Source organism: Actinomadura madurae, assembly GCF_900115095.1.
GTDB classification, from domain to species: domain Bacteria; phylum Actinomycetota; class Actinomycetes; order Streptosporangiales; family Streptosporangiaceae; genus Spirillospora; species Spirillospora madurae.
Genome location: NZ_FOVH01000015.1, coordinates 60,037 through 75,508 on the forward strand (window position 1 = coordinate 60,037; position 15,472 = coordinate 75,508).

The window sequence follows — 15,472 nt, forward strand, 5'->3', positions numbered from 1 at the left end:
TTCAGCCTGTGCCCGCCCGTCTGGGAGAGTTACGTGATCGCAAAGCTGCTCGTCGCCAACCGGGGCGAGATCGCCGTGCGCGCCTTCCGCGCGGCCTACGAACTCGGCATCGCCAGCGTCGCCGTCTACGCCCACGAGGACCGGCTGTCCCTGCACCGGCAGAAGGCAGACGAGGCGTACGAGATCGGCGAGCACGGCCACCCCGTCCGCGCCTACCTGGACGTGGACGGGATCGTGGAGACCGCGCTGCGGGTGGGCGCCGACGCCGTCTACCCCGGGTACGGGTTCCTGTCGGAGAGCCCCGAGCTGGCGAAGGCGTGCGAGCGCAACGGGATCAGGTTCGTCGGCCCGCCGTCCCGCGTGCTGAGCCTGGCCGGCAACAAGATCGAGGCGGTCGCGGCGGCGCGGCGGGCGGGCCTGCCGGTGCTGCGCTCGGCGACGCCGGAGCCGGGGCGGGAGCTGGAGGCGGCCGACGAGGTCGGGTTCCCGCTCTTCGTGAAGGCCGCGGCGGGCGGCGGCGGGCGGGGCCTGCGCCGGGTCGACCACCGCGAGGAACTGGAGGCCGCCGTCGACACGGCGCGCCGCGAGGCCGAGAGCGCGTTCGGCGACCCGACGGTGTTCCTGGAGCAGGCGGTCGACCGCCCCCGCCACATCGAGGTGCAGATCCTCGCGGACGGCGCCGGGAGCGTCGTCCATCTGCGCGAGCGCGACTGCTCGGTGCAGCGCCGCCACCAGAAGGTCGTGGAGATCGCGCCCGCGCCGCGGCTGGACCCGGACGTGGCGCGGCGGCTCTGCGACGACGCGGTCCGGTTCGCCCGGGAGATCGGGTACGAGAACGCGGGCACGGTCGAGTTCCTCGTGGACGACCGCGGCGAGCACGTGTTCATCGAGATGAACCCGCGCATCCAGGTCGAGCACACCGTGACCGAGGAGGTCACCGGCGTCGACCTGGTGCAGAGCCAGCTGCGCATCGCGGGCGGCGAGACCCTCGCCGACCTCGGCATCGCGCAGGACCAGGTGAGCGTGAGCGGCTTCGCCGTGCAGTGCCGCATCACGACCGAGGACCCCGCGAACGGGTTCCGCCCCGACACCGGGAAGATCTCGGCCTACCGGTCGCCGGGCGGCGCCGGGGTGCGCCTCGACACCGGGACGGCGTACGGCGGCGCGATCGTCTCCCCGCACTTCGACTCGCTGCTGGTGAAGCTGACCTGCCGCGGCCGGACGTTCGAGGAGGCCGTGCGGCGGGCGCGCCGGGCCGTCGCCGAGTTCCGCATCCGCGGTGTCGCGTCCAACATCCCGTTCCTGCGGGCGCTGCTGGACGAGCCCGACTTCCGCGCGGGCGGGGTCACGACGTCCTACATCGCCGACCATCCCGAGCTGCTCACGGCCCGCTCCAGCGGTGACCGCGCCACACGGCTCGTCCGGTACCTGGCGGACGTCACCGTCAACAAGCCGCACGGTGATGCGCCCACGGACCTGGACCCGGCGACGAAGCTGCCGCCGCTCGACCTGGACGGCCCGTTCCCGGAGGGCTCACGCGACCGGCTGCTGGCGCTCGGCCCGCGCGCGTTCGCCGAGCGGCTCCGGGACCAGAACGCCCTGGCCGTCACCGACACGACGTTCCGTGACGCCCATCAGTCGCTCCTCGCCACGCGAGTACGCACCTACGACCTGCTGGCGGCCGCGCCCTACCTCGCCCGCATGACCCCGGAGCTGCTGTCCGTCGAGGCGTGGGGCGGTGCGACGTACGACGTCGCCCTTCGCTTCCTGGGCGAGTCGCCCTGGGACAGGCTGGCCGCGATCCGGGAAGCCGCACCCAACCTGTGCATCCAGATGCTCCTGCGTGGGCGCAACACGGTCGGCTACACCCCGTACCCCGACTCGGTGGCGCGCGCCTTCGTGAAGGAGGCGGCCAGTACGGGCGTCGACATCTTCCGGGTGTTCGACGCCCTCAACGACGTCGAACGCATGCGGCCGGCCATTGACGCCGCGCTTCAAACCCACGCGCTGGTCGAAGGAACCCTCTGCTACACCGGCGACCTGTCGGCCCCGGGCGAACGGCTCTACACGCTCGACTACTACCTGCGGCTCGCAGAGGAACTCGTCGAAGCGGGCGTCCACATCCTGTGCATCAAGGACATGGCCGGCCTCCTTCGCGCCCCTGCCGCGCGCACACTGGTGAAGGCACTCCGCGACCGGTTCGACCTGCCCGTCCACCTGCACACCCATGACACGGCCGGCGGCCAGATCGGCACCTACATCGCCGCCATCGAAGCGGGTGTCGACGCCGTCGACGGTGCCGCGGCACCGCTGTCGGGCACCACGAGCCAGCCGCCCCTGCAGGCGATCGTGGCCGCGACCGACTTCACCGACCACGCGACCGGCATCGACCTGGACGCGCTGACCGTCATGGAGCCCTACTGGGAGGCCGTGCGGAAGCTCTACGCGCCGTTCGAGATGGGCCTTCCGTCGCCGACCGGACGCGTCTACCAGCACGAGATCCCGGGCGGCCAGCTGTCGAACCTGCGGCAGCAGGCGGTCGCGCTCGGCCTCGGCGACCGCTTCGAGGAGATCGAGCGCCTGTACGCGGCGGCCGACGCGATCCTCGGGCGGCTCGTGAAGGTCACCCCGTCCAGCAAGGTCGTCGGCGACCTGGCCCTGCACCTCGTCGCCGCGGGCGCCGACCCGGACGACTTCGCCGAGAACCCCGACCGCTACGACATCCCGGACAGCGTCATCGGGTTCCTGAACGGCGAGCTGGGCGACCCTCCGGGCGGCTGGCCCGAGCCGTTCCGCACCAAGGCCCTTGCGGGACGGCAGTACACGCCCGCCCGTGCCGAGCTGGACGGAGCCGAGGAGAAGGCCCTGGACGGTCCGGACGTGCGCGACACCCTCGATCGCCTGCTCTTCCCCGGCCCCGCGAAGGACTACCGCGAAGCCCGTGCGGCCTATGGCGACCTGTCCCTCCTGCCGACCGGCCCGTTCCTCTACGGGCTGCGCACGGGCCACGAGGTCGCGTTCGACCTCGAACCCGGTGTGCGCGTCCTCGCCGGGCTGGAGGCGGTCGGCGACATCGACGAGGCCGGCGTCCGGCAGGTCATCTGCACGGTGAACGGGCAGCTCCGCACCCTGTCCGTGCGCGACAAGTCCGTCGTGTCGGACGCGCCGCCGGTCGAGCGCGCCGACCCCGCGGAGCCCGGCCACGTCGCCGCGCCCTTCGACGGCTCCGTCACGCTGCGGGTGGCCAAGGGCGAGGAGGTCGCGGCCGGGGACGTCGTCGCCACCATCGAGGCGATGAAGATGGAGGCCGCCATCACCGCACCCGTCGGCGGCACCGTCGCGCGGCTGGCCGTCCCGGAGGCCACCCCGGTCCAGGCGGGCGATCTCCTCCTCGTGATCCAGGAGTAGCCGTGAACCGGTCCTGGGCGCCAGCGCCGCGGCTCGCGGCGCGCGCTACGGCCTGCGGATCGCGTAGGCGCCCAGGGACGGTTCCAGAAGGTCGAAGGCGGTTGTCGCGGACTCGGCCAGAGCGGCCGCGATCTCGTCGTTCGTCTCACCGTCGAGGGTCCGGCGGAGGATCTCCTGGAACAGGACGCGGTGGACCCCGCCGACCTGCGCGGCGACGAGGCGGGGGAGGACGCCGTCCGGCCCGGCGCCCGTCTCCTCGGCCAGGACGGCGGCGAGGGCGTCCTCCCGCTCCTCGTGGAACTCGCGGAGCCGCGCCACCAGCGCCGGGCTCTCCACGATCATGCGGGCGAAGTCGGGGCCGGAGAACCCGATCACGGCGTCGTGCTTGGCGACGGCCTCCAGGAAGGCCCGGCGGAGGGCTGTCAGCGCCGACTCGCCCGGCGCCCGTCCGGCGACCGTGCGGGCCAGGAGCGCGACGAACTCCTCGTGCAGGTCGAGGGCCAGGTCCTCCTTGCGCGGGAAGTAGTTGGTGACGGTCATCTTCGCCACCTGGGCCGCCGCGGCGACGTCGGCGATCGTCACCCGGTCGAAGCCGTGCCGCATGAACAGGCGCGTCGCCTGGTTCGAGATGTTCTGCCGTGTCTGCCGCTTCTTCATCTCCCGCAGTCCCATGCCCGCCATCCTCTCACAGCTCGACCTAAATTTATAGTTGACATACTTCTAGGTCCATTCTAAGTTTATGTCGCAGGGCAGGCGGGTACCGAGATCGGGTGACCCGTTCCCTCCCGGCAGGACGAGCAAAGGACACCGCCCTGAACGCCAGCCACGCGCCGAGCGCGTCCCCCCGCGCCACCGTGACCCTCGTCGACCCGATGAAGGACTACCTCTCCCGCATCGGGCGCACCGCACTGCTCACCGCCGAGCAGGAGGTCGACCTGGCCAAGCGCATCGAGGCCGGTCTGTTCGCCCGAGAGCGTCTCGAAACCCTCGGCGACGAGCTGAGCCTCCAGGACAAGCAGGACCTGGAGTGGATCGCCGCCGACGGGCGCCGTGCCAAGGAGCACATGGTCGAGGCGAACCTCCGCCTCGTCGTTTCACTGGCCAAGCGCTACATGGGCCACGGCCTGCCGCTGAACGACCTCGTCCAGGAGGGCAACCTCGGGTTGATCCGCGCCGTGGAGAAGTTCGAGTACCGCCGCGGCCTGAAGTTCTCCACCTACGCCGTCTGGTGGATCAAGCAGGCGATCAGCCGCGCCCTCGCCGACCAGAGCCGGACGATCCGCATCCCCGTGCACGTCGTGGAGGTGCTGAACCGGATGACGCGGGTGCGGCGGCGGATGATGCAGGACCTCGGCCGCGAGCCGACCTCGCAGGAGCTGGCCGCCGAGCTGGACGTCACGCCGGAGAAGGTCGACTGGCTGCGCCGGCAGTCCCGGGAGCCGCTGTCCCTGCACACCCCGCTCGGCGAGGACGGCGACGGCGAGCTCGGCGACGTCATCGAGGACCCGGACGGCGGCGACCCCGCCGACGTCGTCGCGTCCTCGATGCTGCGCGGGCGCCTCGACGCCGTCCTGGAGACGCTCACCGAGCGCGAGGCGGGCGTGATCTCGCTGCGGTTCGGGCTGTCCGGCGGCGAGCCCAAGACCCTTGAGGAGGTCGGCAAGGTCTACGGGGTGACGCGCGAGCGCATCCGGCAGATCGAGTCGAAGGGCATGCACAAGCTGCGCCACCCGTCCCGCAGGGAGACCCTCGCCGACCTGCTCAGCTGACCGTCACCCAGGGGGCGGCACCCGTGTCGCCCCCGGGTGATGCTCACCGCTTTTTCGTGGTTGCGGACGGATTTTCCCCCGCCGGGGTGAGAGAGTGGATGATCTCTCGAGTATCCGGCGGGTGGGGAGACGATGGCGAGGCGGTCGGGACGGCTGGGGCGGCTCACGGGCACCCGTGCGGTGCGGGGAGCCGCGGCCGGCGGCGCACTGGCGCTGACCCTCGCCCTGGCACAGGCGCCCGCGACGGCGGCGCCCGGTCCGGTCGCCACCGCGCGGCCCGGCGCGTCGACGATGCCGTTCGACCCGGCGAAGCTGCGCGCGACGCTGGACGCCACCCACGACGCGGGCATGTACGGGATCTTCTCCGAGGCCCGGGACGGCAACACCTCGTGGGACGGAGCGTCCGGCGTCGCGGACGTCGACACCGGCCGCCCGGTCACCTCGACCATGCGGCAGCGGGTCGGCAGCATCACCAAGTCGTTCGTCGCCACGGCGCTCCTTCAGCAGGTGGAGAGGGGCCGCGTCAGCCTCGACGCTCCGATCGCCTGGTACGCGCCCGACCTCGTTCCGGGGCCGCTCGGCCGGCAGATCACGGTGCGGATGCTCCTCAACCACACCAGCGGCATCGGTGACTACGTCGGCACGGCGTTCCCGTCGTTCATGGAGCTGTCGCCCGCGAGCCTGGACGAGTTCCGCTTCCGCGACGTCCGGCCCGAGCGGCTCGTCAAGTGGGGACTCCAGGCGCCGCGAACCGGTGAGCCGGGCGAGCGCTGGTCGTACTCCAACACCAACTACATCATCGCCGGGCGGATCCTGGAGAAGGTGACCGGGACCAAGGCGGAGAAGTACATCACCCGGAACGTCATCGCCAAGGCCGGGCTGAAGCACACCTACTTCCCGTCCTCGCCGTGGATCTCCGGACCCCACTCGCGTATGTACGAATCGCTGTACCAGCACGTGAAACCACCACGTGACTACAGCACCTACGACATGAGCTGGGCCTGGACGGCCGGCGAGCTGGTCTCCACCATGGACGACCTCAACCGCTTCTACCGTAGGCTCCTCACCGGCGGCCTCATCGGCACGAACACGCTGGCGCAGATGAAGCGGACCGTCCCGGTGAAGGACGCCGACGGCAACCTCCTGATGAACTACGGGCTCGGGCTGTACTCCCTCGACCTGCCGTGCGGGACGTTCTGGGGCCACGACGGCGCCGTCTTCGGCGCCGGTACCCAGTCGCTGTCGTCCGCCGGTGGCGCGCGGCAGATCTCGCTGGCCCTCAACCTGATGAAGTACCAGCAGCTCAACGCGAACGGCACGCCCGTCCCGCACCCGATCGACAACGCGCTGGGCGCGCACGTGGTGGAGGCGCTCTGCGGCACCCAGGCCGCCACCCGCTCGACCGCCGCCGAGCGCCCCCTCCGCCTGCTACCGCTCCAGTCCCTCCGCGCCCCCCGGTGAACCGCCGCTGACCGCCGGCGGAGCCCAGGGGCACCTCACGGGCTGAGGGCGAGGTCGGACGGGTCGGTGTTCGCGCCGCACAGGACGACCACGACCCGTTCGCCCGGGGCCGGGCGGTAGGCGCCGGTGCGCAGCGCGGCGACCGCGGCGGCGGTGCCGTGCTCGACGACCAGCCGGTACTCGGCCCACAGGAACCGGCGGGCCTCGATGATCGCCTCGTCCGTGACGAGGACCGGCCGCACCCCGGTGCGGGACGCGACGGCGAACGCGATGTCGCCGAGCCGGGTGGCGCCGAGGGAGTCGGCGGCGATCCCGGAGACGTCCACGTCGACCGGGCGCCCGGCGTGCAGGGCGCGCTCCAGGGTCGGGATGGTCTCGGGCTCCACGCCGACGACGCGCGCCGTCCCTTCGAGGGCGGCGGCGACGCCCGCCATCAGCCCTCCGCCGCCGACCGCCAGCAGCACGGTGTCGGCCTCGCCGCCGGTCTGCTCCAGGACCTCGGCGCCCAGGGTGCCCTGCCCGGCGCACACGGCGGGCAGGTCGTAGGCGTGGCAGAACAGGGCGCCGGTGTCGGCGGCCCGCTTGGTCGCGGCGTCCTGCGCCTCGGCGTACCGGGTGCCGACCTGGACGACCGTGGCGCCGAGCGCGCGCAGCCGGGCGACCTTCACCGCGGGCGCGGTCTCCGGGACGAACACCTCGGCGGGGACGCCCACCTCCGCCGCCGCGTACGCGAACGCCAGGCCGGCGTTGCCGCCCGAGGCCGCGACGACGCCGACGCCGGGCAGCCGGCCCTCGTCCCGCGCCGCCAGGATGTGGTTGAACGCGCCGCGCGCCTTGAACGACCCGGTGTGCTGCGCCAGTTCGAGCTTCAGCCACGTCCGCCCGGCGGGGGCGAGCGGGGCCGGGTCGACCTCGATCAGCGGCGTGCGCCGGATGCGGCCCGCGACGCGGTCCGCCGCGGCCTGGACGTCCGAATGTGCGATCACCGGGGGTTCCTCTCCGAGGCATCAGTAGCCAATCCAAGTTTGGGACATGACCAACGGTACGGCGACCCAGCGGTCAGCGAGCGGTGCGAGGACGGTCAGCGGCTCGCGCTCACCAACCGGGCGCGGGTCGAGGCGCGGCGCGACGCCGCGACGGGCGGCGGTGAAGGCGGCGGTGACCAGGCGGTCGACTTCCAGGACTTCGGGGAGATCGTCAGCTCGTTTCGGCCGAAGGCCTACTGAGGGCGGCGGCGCGGTCCAGCAGGACCCGGCGTTCGGGCGTGTTGCGGGTGAGCTCCGCGGCGCGCTCGAACTGCGCGCGGGCCTCGTCCGCCCGGCCGAGGCGGGCGAGCAGGTCGCCGCGGACGCTCGCCAGCAGGTGGTGGTCGCGCAGCGGCGGCTCGTCCACCAGGGAGTCGGCGATCTCCAGGCCCTTCTCCGGGCCGTGCGCCATGCCGACCGCGACCGCGCGGTTCAGCTCCACGACCGGGGACGGCGCCACGGTCGCGAGGATCTCGTAGAGGGACGCGATCTGCGTCCAGTCGGTGTCCTCGGCGGTGGCCGCCTGCGCGTGGCTCGCGGCGATCGCGGCCTGGAGGACGTAGGGGCCCGGCGGCTCGCCGATGGCCTTGGCGCGGAGCAGGGCGGCGAACCCGCGGTGGATGAGGAGCCGGTCCCAGCGCCCGCGGTCCTGCTCCTGGATCGGGACGGGCTCGCCGGACGGCCCGGTGCGCGCCCGCGTCCGCGACGCCTGGATCTCCATCAGCGCGACCAGCCCGTGCACCTCCGGCTCGCCGGGGGCCAGCTCGGCGAGGACGCGGCCGAGGCGCAGCGCCTCCCGGCACAGGTCGGCCCGCACCCAGGCGTCGCCGGCGGTGGCCGCGTACCCCTCGTTGAAGATCAGGTAGACGACCTCCAGGACGGACGACAGCCGCGCGGCGCGGTCCGGCCCCTCCGGGACCTCGAACGGCACGCCCGCCTCCGACAGCGTCCGCTTCGCCCGGACGATCCGCTGGGCCACGGTCGGCTCGGAGACGAGGAACGCGCGCGCGATCTCGTCGGTGGTGAGGCCGCCGAGCATCCGGAGCGTCAGCGCGACCCGCGCCTGCGTGGACAGGACCGGGTGGCAGGCGGTGAAGATCAGCCGCAGCACGTCGTCCTCGATGTGCTCGTCGTCCGGCACGTCGAACTCCGGCGGCGGCCGGCTCTCCAGGTCGCGGCCGATCTCCTCGATCCTGTTCTCCAGCCGCCGGAGCCGCCGGATCCGGTCGATGGCGCGGCGCTTGCCGACGGCCATGAGCCAGGCGCCCGGGTTGTCCGGGACGCCTGACTCCGGCCACTGTTCGAGCGCGGCGACCAGCGCGTCCTGCGCGAGTTCCTCGGCGAGCCCGACGTCGTGCACCATCCGGGCGAGGCCGGCGATGATGCGGGCGGCCTCCAGCCGCCACACCGCGTCGACGCGCGCGTGCACGTCGGACCTGCTCGAATCCGTCACGCCGCCGATGAGAGCACCCGCACCGGCCGCCGCGCAAGCTCAGCGGGCGCTCACTCCCCGGGGAACGGGTCGCCCGGCCCGAAGACCTGCTTGATGACGCCCTCGCCGTCCCCGACGATCGAGTAGAACCGCGAGGACAGCTCGATCGCCTCCTCGCGGGACCGCACCTCGACCAGCGCGAACCCGACGACGCTCTCCTTCGCCTCGGTGAACGGGCCGTCGGTGACGGTGACCTTCCCGCCGGACGACTTGATGTAGGTGCCCCTCGGCTCCAGCCCGCCGGTCGCGAGCAGGACCCCGGACTTGGACATCTCCTCGATGAACCGGCCCATCTCGGCCTGCATCTTCTCGTCCGGCGGGGTGTCGTCGGCGTCCGTCGTCATCATCAGGAACCGCATCGTGTGCCTCCTCATGTCCGCCGGGCTCCTCCCGGCCTCTCGCTGACGCGTCGAAGAAGGGGTGACCGGATCGACATTCCGGCCGGACTTTCTCCGGATTTCTTCGCCGGAACCGGATCGTGCCAGGTCAGGACCGTGTCTGCCAGAGAAGTTCAGTAAACCCGGGCGGACTAGGACGGAACAGGATGTGCCGGGCCGGTGGGCAAGCGGGCTCCCGCCGAGTAACTTCTTCTCCGAAGGAAGGTTTCTTGCGCGTCGAGGAGGCGTCCCGTGGGAGAACCGGCCCCGGGTGCCGGCGTTCCGCCCGTCCCCGAGATCGACGGCACGGTGCCGCACTCCGCGCGCATCTGGAACTACTGGCTGGGCGGCAAGGACAACTACCCCGCCGACCGCGCGGCCGGCGACGAGTTCATCGCCGTCTACCCCCAGATCGTCGACATCGCCAAGCACTCGCGGACCTTCCTCTCCCGCGTCGTCCGGTACCTGGCCGGCGAGGCGGGCGTCCGGCAGTTCCTGGACGTCGGCACCGGCCTGCCGACGGTCGACAACACCCACGAGGTGGCGCAGCGCGTCGCGCCCGACGCCCGCATCGTCTACGTCGACAACGACCCGCTCGTCCTCGCGCACGCCCGCGCGCTGCTCACCGGCACCCGGCAGGGCGCCACCGACTACATCGACGCCGACATGCGGGACCCCGACCGCATCCTCGCCGAGGCCGCCCGCACGCTCGACCTCGACCGGCCCGTCGGGCTGATGCTGCTGAACATCCTCGGGCACGTCGCGGACTACGACGAGGCGCGCTCCATCGTCCGCCGCCTCCTCGGCGGGCTGCCCCCGGGCAGCCACCTCGTGGTCGCGGACGGCACCGACGTCATCACCGGCGAGGCGTTCCGCACCGCGATCGACCTGTGGAACCGCGCCGGCGACACTCCCTACCACCTGCGCACGCCCGAGCTGATCGGCGGCTTCTTCGCGGGGCTGGAGCTGCTGGAGCCCGGCGTGGTGCCGGTGTCGCGGTGGCGCGCCGAGCCGGAGCCGGCCGGTGAGCCGGACGACGTCGACGAGTTCTGCGCCGTGGGGCGCAAGGCCTCGTGAGCCCCGCCGAACCCCGCGAACCCGCCCGCGTCGACCCCGGCCTCCGGACGGCGGGCCCGACGGTGCTGCGCATGGTGGTGGGCGCGCAGCTGCGCCGGTTCCGGGAGGCCGCCGGCATCTCCACCGAGGCCGCCGGCTACGAGATCCGCGGCTCCCACTCCAAGATCAGCCGGATGGAGCTCGGGCGCGTCGGGTTCAAGGAGCGCGACGTCGCCGACCTGCTGACCCTCTACGGCGTGACCGAACCCGACCTTCGCGAGCCGCTCATGGAACTGGCCGAACACGCAAACACACCGGGATGGTGGCAGCAGTACGGCGACCTCGTCCCCGGGTGGTTCGAGCCGTACCTCGGCCTCGAACAGGGCGCGGTGCTCGTCCGCGTCTACGCCGTCCACGAGATCCCCGAGCTGCTGCAGGCCCCCGGCTACGCCCGCGCCCTGATCGCGGCGCGGTACCCCGACGCGCCGCAGGAGGAGATCGACCGCCGGGCCGAGCTGCGGGCGCGCCGCCGCCGCGTCTTCGAGCGCGCCGACCCGCTGCGGCTGTGGGCGATCCTGGACGAGGCGGCGCTGCGCCGGACGGTCGGCGGCACCGCGGTCATGCGCGCCCAGATCGAGCATCTGATCGAGATGGCGGAGCTGCCGCACATCACCATGCAGATCCTGCCGTTCGCCTCCGGCGGCCACGCGGCGGAGAGCGGGCCGGTGACGCTGCTGCGGTTCGCCGAGCCCGAACTGCCCGACGTGGTCTACCTGGAGCAGCTCACCGGCGCCCTCTACCCCGACCGGCCGTCCGACATCACCCGGTACCGGGACGTCATGAACCGCATCGGGGTCCAGGCCGAGCGGCCGGCCCGGACCGCCGCGATCCTGCGGGACGTCCTGTCCCGGCTCCGCTGACGCGCGGGCTACTTCTTCGCGGGCTACTTCTTCGCGGGCACGTAGGTCGCGACGATGACGCCGGTCTCGAACGTCGTCGTGCCGGCCAGCTCGAAGGTCGCGGAGAAGTCCTCGCGGGTGAGCAGCTCCGCCGGGTCGCCGGTGCCGACGACGACCGGGTGGATCCACAGGCGCAGTTCGTCCAGCAGGCCGTGCTCGACGAGCGTCCGCGAGACGGGGCCGAAGCCGTACTGCAGGATGTCCTGGCCGTCCTGCTCCTTCAGCTTGGTGATCTCGGCGACGGCGTCCGCGCGCGGGATGACGGTCGTGTCCCCCCAGCCGGGCTTGCGCAGGGTGTCGGAGACGACGTAGTGGGGCAGGGTGTTCATCCGGACGCCGAAGTCGCCGGTGGCCTCCTCCATCGCCGGCCACGCCTGCGAGAAGCCGTCGAACGTCGCCCGGCCCATCAGCAGCGCGCCGCAGGAGAACAGCAGCTCCTGCGCGTAGGCCGCGGCCTCGTCCTGGAAGTAGGCCGACGTCCAGTTCTGCGGGTTCTCGATGACGCCGTCGAGCGAGATGTAGGTCGAGCTGATGATCTTGCGCATGGTGTCCTCCGTGGTCGATCGTTCGCGGTCTCGCGATCCGGGACCACTGTGCGCGACACCGTTTACGGGATCCTTACGGTTTCTCTGCGCTGGTCGGTGCGCATTAGGGTCACCGCATGCGCTTCGGGGTGCTCGGGCCGCTCGCCGTCTGGACCGACCAGGGCGGGCTCGTCCCGGTGCCCGGGTTGAAGGTGCGGGCCCTGCTGGCGGACCTGCTGGTGCACGAGGGCCGTCCGGTGCCCGCCGACCGGCTCGTCGACGACCTGTGGGGAGACGCGCCGCCCGGCAATCCGATGGGCGCGCTGTCGGCGAAGGTGTCGCAGCTGCGCCGGGTGCTGGAGGACGCGGAGCCGGGCGCCCGGACGCTGGTGGAGTCGCGCCCGGCCGGATACCTGCTCGGGGCGGGCGACGAGCGGGTGGACGCCCGCAGGTTCCAGGATCTGGTCGGTACGGCGCGCCGGGCGGAGGAGCCGAAGGAGAAGTCGGCGCTGTTCGCGGAGGCGCTGGGCCTGTGGCGCGGCCCCGCGTTCGCCGACCTCCGGGACGAGCCGTTCACCCGGGCGGCGGTCACCCGGCTGGAAGAGCTGCGGCTGACCGCGCTGGAGGAGCACGCCGAGGTCCGGCTCGACCTGGGCGAGCACGGGGCGCTGGCGGCCGACCTCGGCGACGCGGTGGAGGAGCACCCGCTGCGGGAGCGGCTGAGGGCCGCGCACATGCGCGCGCTCTACCGGGCGGGGCGGCAGAACGAGGCGCTGGAGAGCTACGAGCGCTACCGGACGCTGCTCGCCGACGAGCTGGGCCTCGATCCCGGGGCCGAGCTCGCCGACCTCCAGCGGGCGATCCTGCGCCAGGACCCGGGCCTGGACGCGCCCGCTCCGTCTCGCGGGCGGTCGAACCTGCCCGTCCCGCCGACGGAGCTGATCGGGCGGGACGGGGCCGTCCGGGAGATCCGGGCGCGGATCGGCACCGACCGGCTGGTCACGCTGACCGGGCCGGGCGGGGTCGGCAAGACGCGGCTCGCGATCGAGACGGCGGGCGGCCTCGTGGACGCCTTCGCCGACGGCGTGTGGATGGCGGAGCTGGCGGGCTTCGAGCGCTCGACGGTCCCCGACCTGGCGGAGGTCGTCACGGCGATCCTCGACATCCGGGACGCGCCGGGCGCGCCGGAGGCCGCGCTGGACCGGCTCGCGGCGGCGCTCGGCGCCCGCCGGCTGCTGCTCGTCCTGGACAACTGCGAGCACGTGGTCGAGCAGGCGGCCGGGCTGGCGGAGCTGCTGCTGCGCAGGGTGCCGGGCGTGCGGGTGCTCGCGACGAGCCGGGAGCCGCTCGGGCTGCCCGGCGAGGTGGTGTGGGCGGTCCCGCCGCTGGACGTGCCCGGCGATGGGGACGATCCGGCCGCGGCGAGCGCGGTCCGGCTGTTCGCGGCGCGGGCGGAGGCGGCGTCGCGGGACTTCCGGCTGGACGAGGCGACGGCCGGTCCGGCCGGCGAGCTGTGCCGGCGGCTGGACGGCATCCCGCTCGCGCTGGAACTGGCCGCGACCAGGGTGCGGACGCTCGGGGTGGAGGGGCTCGTCCGGCGGCTCGACGACCGGTTCCGGCTGCTGTCGTCCGGGCACCGCGGCGCCCCGGCCCGGCAGCGGACGCTCACCGCGATGATCGACTGGAGCTGGGACCTGCTGACCGGGCCGGAGCGGGCGGTGCTGCGGCGGCTGGCGGTGCACGCCGACGGCTGCGCGGCCGAGTCGGCGGAGGCGGTGTGCGCGGGAGAGGACGTCCCCGAGGAGGAGGTCCTCGACCTGCTGGTCCGGCTGGTCGACCGGTCGCTGGTCGTGATGACGGAGCGCCCCGGCGAGGGCCCCCGGTACCGGCTGCTGGAGTCCGTCGCCGCGTACGCGGCCGAGCGGCTGGCCGAGGCGGGCGAGGCCGAACGGGCGCGGGCCGCGCACCGCCGCTACTACCTGGACCTCGCCGAACGGGCGGAGTCCCGGCTCAGGGGAGCGGAGCAGGCGGCCGAACTCCGCGGGCTCGACATCGAGTCGCCGAACCTGCGGGCCGCGCTCGACGCCGCCCCGGGCGAGGAGGCGTTGCGGCTGGTCAACGCGCTCGCGTGGTACTGGTTCCTGCGCGGCAGGCTGACCGAGGCGCTGCGGTCGCTGGAGGCGGCGCTCGCGCGGGACGGCGGGTCGCCCGCCGCGCGGGCCAGGGCGCTGGCGTGGCAGGCGGGGCTGGCCGTGCTGAAGGGCGTCCCCGGCGACTGGGCGGCCCGCCGCGACGAGGCCCTCCGGCTCGCCGACGCGACGGGCGACGCCGAACTGAAGGCCTGGGCGCGCTGGTTCCTGGCCTTCGCCCGGTTCGAGGTGGACGACGTCACGGCGAGCACCGTTCTCCTGGACGAGGCGCTGGCCGGCTTCCGGGCGCTGGGCGACCGCTGGGGCGAGGCGGCGGCGCTGGCGCAGCGCGCCATGTTCGCCCACGCCCGCGGCGACCCGGCCGCGCTGGAGCGCGACGCACAGCGGGCCGAGGCCCTGTTCACCGGGCTCGGCGACCGGTGGGGGCGGCTCCAGGCGGTGGAGTGGCTCGGCGGGCTGGCGGAGCTGACCGGCGACTACGACCGGGCCGAGCGGCTCCAGCACGACGCGCAGCGGATGGCCGAGGAGCTGCGGATGTGGCCGGACGTCGCCATGCGGATGGCGTGGCGCGGCTGGATCGCCCATCTGCGCCGCGACCAGGCGTCCGCCCGCCGGCTGTTCGGGCGGGCGCACCGGGTCGCCGTCGAGCAGGGGTTCGCGCAGGCCGTGACGTTCGCCGAGCTCGGGCTCGGGCTGGCGGCGCGCTGCGAGGGCCGGCCGGACGACGCGGAGGACCGGCTGCGGCCCATGCTGGCGGCGGTGTCGCCCGAGGAGTTCCCGCCGCTGTACCTGCCGATGATCCAGACCGCGCTCGGGTTCGCGGCGGAGGCGCGCGGCGACGCGGTGTCCGCCGTCCGCTACCAGCGGGACGCGCTGGCCGTGGCGATCCGGCTGGAGGCCCCGCGCGACCTGGCGGGCTCCCTGGAGGGCCTGGCCGGAGCGCTGTCCCTGGCGGGCCGGGCGGACGACGCGGCGATCGCGCTGGGGAAGGCGGCGGCCGTCCGGAAGGCGGCCGGCGTGCCGGCCGGGCCCGTGGAACAGGACGACATCGACCGGGCCGCCGCGCGGATCGGGGACGCGGCGGGCGCGGACGCGTTCGCCGCCGGAGCCGCCCTTGAGCCCGGGGAGATCCTGCGCCGCGCGGAGGCCGTCCCGCCCGAAGGCCGCTCGGTCTGGGCGGACGATAGGTGATTTGTCCGTATTGCAGGAAGGTTGCGAAAGGTCAAGAAGTCGTCACACCCCCTTGTGGCG

General features: G+C 73.5%; 12 protein-coding genes. 7 read left to right on the top strand and 5 right to left on the bottom strand.

Going from position 1 to position 15,472, the window contains the following annotated elements; translation table 11 throughout:
- Positions 1 to 33: 33 nt before the first annotated feature.
- Positions 34 to 3,408: a pyruvate carboxylase gene (locus tag BM339_RS34090; RefSeq protein WP_075023535.1), complete on the top strand. Its 3,375-nt coding sequence runs from the start codon at positions 34 to 36 to the stop codon at positions 3,406 to 3,408.
- 45 nt (positions 3,409 to 3,453) lie between these two features.
- On the opposite strand, the gene BM339_RS34095 is transcribed toward BM339_RS34090, so the two are convergent.
- Positions 3,454 to 4,080, bottom strand: a complete 627-nt coding sequence (locus BM339_RS34095; RefSeq protein ID WP_256255586.1) for a TetR/AcrR family transcriptional regulator — start codon at positions 4,078 to 4,080, stop codon at positions 3,454 to 3,456.
- 98 nt (positions 4,081 to 4,178) lie between these two features.
- On the opposite strand from BM339_RS34095, the gene BM339_RS34100 reads away from it, so the two are divergent.
- Both BM339_RS34100 and BM339_RS34105 read left to right on the top strand, forming a co-directional pair.
- Positions 4,179 to 5,177 (top strand): RNA polymerase sigma factor, encoded by a 999-nt coding sequence (locus BM339_RS34100; RefSeq protein WP_372506681.1) that lies wholly within the window; start codon positions 4,179 to 4,181, stop codon positions 5,175 to 5,177.
- Between the two features lie 132 nt (positions 5,178 to 5,309).
- Positions 5,310 to 6,638, top strand: a complete 1,329-nt coding sequence (locus BM339_RS34105; protein ID WP_075023537.1) for a serine hydrolase domain-containing protein — start codon at positions 5,310 to 5,312, stop codon at positions 6,636 to 6,638.
- Between the two features lie 35 nt (positions 6,639 to 6,673).
- Here BM339_RS34105 and BM339_RS34110 read toward each other — a convergent pair whose 3' ends face one another.
- Complete coding sequence (locus tag BM339_RS34110; protein WP_075023538.1) at positions 6,674 to 7,624, bottom strand: threonine/serine dehydratase; 951 nt, start codon at positions 7,622 to 7,624, stop codon at positions 6,674 to 6,676.
- 39 nt (positions 7,625 to 7,663) lie between these two features.
- Between BM339_RS34110 and BM339_RS34115 the strand changes: the two genes are divergently transcribed.
- Entirely contained in the window at positions 7,664 to 7,864 is a 201-nt protein-coding gene (locus tag BM339_RS34115) for a hypothetical protein (protein ID WP_075023539.1), read from the top strand.
- Here the strand turns inward: BM339_RS34115 and BM339_RS34120 are convergent.
- Positions 7,836 to 9,116: an RNA polymerase sigma factor gene (locus BM339_RS34120; protein ID WP_337959939.1), complete on the bottom strand. Its 1,281-nt coding sequence runs from the start codon at positions 9,114 to 9,116 to the stop codon at positions 7,836 to 7,838. The genes BM339_RS34115 and BM339_RS34120 overlap by 29 nt on opposite strands.
- Before the next feature lie 50 nt (positions 9,117 to 9,166).
- Positions 9,167 to 9,529 carry a YciI family protein gene (locus BM339_RS34125; protein WP_235206380.1) on the bottom strand — a complete coding sequence of 121 codons (363 nt, stop codon included), beginning with the start codon at positions 9,527 to 9,529 and terminating at the stop codon, positions 9,167 to 9,169.
- Positions 9,530 to 9,784: 255 nt separating this feature from the next.
- Here BM339_RS34125 and BM339_RS34130 point away from each other — a divergent pair, with 255 nt between their 5' ends.
- On the top strand, positions 9,785 to 10,609 hold the full coding sequence (locus BM339_RS34130; protein ID WP_021595115.1) for an SAM-dependent methyltransferase: 825 nt from the start codon (positions 9,785 to 9,787) through the stop codon (positions 10,607 to 10,609).
- Positions 10,606 to 11,508 carry a helix-turn-helix domain-containing protein gene (locus tag BM339_RS34135; protein ID WP_244938726.1) on the top strand — a complete coding sequence of 301 codons (903 nt, stop codon included), beginning with the start codon at positions 10,606 to 10,608 and terminating at the stop codon, positions 11,506 to 11,508. The genes BM339_RS34130 and BM339_RS34135 overlap by 4 nt, the downstream gene beginning before the upstream one ends.
- A 23-nt stretch (positions 11,509 to 11,531) precedes the next feature.
- Here BM339_RS34135 and BM339_RS34140 read toward each other — a convergent pair whose 3' ends face one another.
- Positions 11,532 to 12,092: a dihydrofolate reductase family protein gene (locus BM339_RS34140; RefSeq protein WP_021595117.1), complete on the bottom strand. Its 561-nt coding sequence runs from the start codon at positions 12,090 to 12,092 to the stop codon at positions 11,532 to 11,534.
- A 116-nt stretch (positions 12,093 to 12,208) separates the two neighbouring features.
- On the opposite strand from BM339_RS34140, the gene BM339_RS34145 reads away from it, so the two are divergent.
- On the top strand, positions 12,209 to 15,412 hold the full coding sequence (locus BM339_RS34145; protein ID WP_075023541.1) for an AfsR/SARP family transcriptional regulator: 3,204 nt from the start codon (positions 12,209 to 12,211) through the stop codon (positions 15,410 to 15,412).
- Positions 15,413 to 15,472: the final 60 nt, after the last annotated feature.